The sequence below is a fragment of the Halorubrum sp. AD140 genome, assembly GCF_034497445.1.
Classification (GTDB): domain Archaea; phylum Halobacteriota; class Halobacteria; order Halobacteriales; family Haloferacaceae; genus Halorubrum.
The window spans coordinates 1-1,940 of the sequence record NZ_JAXRUU010000142.1; the positions used below are offsets into that span (position 1 = coordinate 1).

The window sequence follows — 1,940 nt, forward strand, 5'->3', positions numbered from 1 at the left end:
TTTGGAGGTGATCGCCGTGGAGTCGTCGATCACGTACGGCCGAGCGGCTGGGGCTTTGGAGGTGATCGCCGTGGAGTCGTCGATCACGTACGGCCGAGCGGCTGGGGCTTTGGAGGTGATCGCCGCGACGACGACACCACGTCGATCGAAAAGAACGGACCGACGACTCTGATCACCCGCTCCTACATCGACTCGGGCGCCTCGACCCCGAGCACGTCGAGCGCGTTCGCCATCGTGTGCTTCGCGGCCGCGACGAGCGCGACGCGGGCGGCTCGGAGCTCGTCGTCCTCGGCGGTCACGACCGGGCACTCCCGGTAGAAGGCGTTGTAGGCGTCCGCGAACTCGCGGGTGAACGTGGCGACCGTGTGCGGCTCCAGGTCGTCGGCCGCCGCCTCGACGACGGCCGGGAACCGCGCGACCTCGCGGAGGAGGTCGTGCTCCGCGTCGGTCTCGAATATCGCGGCGTCGACGTCGAGGGCGTCGGGGTCGACCCGGCCCTCGGACCCGTCCGCGTCCCCCGTCACGCCCGGGACCTCCACGCCGGCGGCGGCCGCCTCGTCGAGGATGCCGCAACAGCGCGCGTGGACGTACTGGACGAACGGGGCGGACTGCCCCTCGAAGTCGAGCGCGTCCTCCCACTCGAAGGTGATCGCCTTCGCGGGCTGCTTCGAGACGATGTCGTACCGGACCGCGCCGATGCCGACCTGGTGGGCGATGCGCTCGACGTCCGTCTCGGTGAGGTCGTCGTCGCGGATGCGGTCGTCCATCCGGCTCTCGACCGCCTCGCGGGCGCGGTCGATCGCCTCGTCGAGCAGGTCGTCGAGCATCACGCCGGTCCCCCGCCGGGTGGACATCTTCCCGTCGGGGAGGTTGACGTACGAGTAGATGACGTGGCCGAGCCGGTCCGTGTCGTTGCCGAGCAGCTCCAGGGTCGCGTCGAGCTGGTCGGCCTGCAGCTTGTGGTCCTCGCCGAGCACCGTCACGGCGCGGTCGTAGTTGGCGAACTTCCACTCGTGGTGCGCCAGGTCGCGGGTGGTGTAGAGGCTGGTGTCGTCCGAGCGCAGGAAGACGAGGTTCTTGTCGATCCCCCACTCGTCGAGCTCCAGCTGCCAGGCGTCCTCCTCGTAGACGGCCTGCTCGGTCTCCTTGAGCCGCGCGGCGATTTCGTCGGTGGAGCCGTCGCGCATGAACCGCGTCTCCTTGACGAACTCGTCGAACTCGGCCGGAAGCCGGGCGAGACAGTCCTTCATCCCGCCGAGCACCGCGTCGACGACCGCGCCGACGCGCTCGTACGTCTCCTCGTCGCCGGCCTCGAGCCCCTGCAGGATCGACTGAATCTCGGCTTCCGCGGCCTCCACCTCGTCGGCGTCGGCCTCCTCCAGGAAGGCGTTCCCCGTCCGGTAGTAGCGGACGAGGTCGTACTCGGCGCGGTCGCGCGCGGGCTCCTCCTCCAGGTCCGACTCGTCGAACCGCTCGTAGGCCCACGTGAACACCGCCATCTGGCGGCCCGCGTCGTTGACGTAGTAGTGGCGGTCGACGTCGTAGCCGGCGTACTCCAAGAGGTTCGCCACGGCGTCGCCGACGATCGGGTTGCGCGCGCGGCCGACGTGGACCGGCCCGGTCGGGTTCGCGCTCGTGTGCTCGACCACGACCGAGGTATCGCGGTCGGGGAGCGCGCCGTACCCCGCGTCGACGGCGGCCGCGTCGAGCGTGTCGACGAGGTAGCGCTCGTCGGCGTGGAAGTTGACGTACGGGCCCGCGGTGTCGACTCCGGCGAGGTAGGTGTACCCGTCGGCGTCGACCGCGTCCGCGACCGTCGCGGCCACGTTCGGGGGCGCGTCGCCGACCTCGCCCGCGAGCCGGAAGGCGACGCTGGAGGCGAGCGTCGCGTCCATGTCGTCGGGCGGGCGTTCGATGCCGAGGTCGTCGGTCGGGAGGTC

Annotated in this window: 1 protein-coding gene; it reads right to left on the reverse strand. The window is 70.6% G+C overall.

The window, feature by feature from the left end:
- Positions 1–182: 182 nt before the first annotated feature.
- Positions 183–1,940 (reverse strand): arginine--tRNA ligase (gene argS, locus U4E84_RS16765; protein ID WP_322533244.1); only part of this gene is annotated, 1,758 nt, incomplete at its 5' end.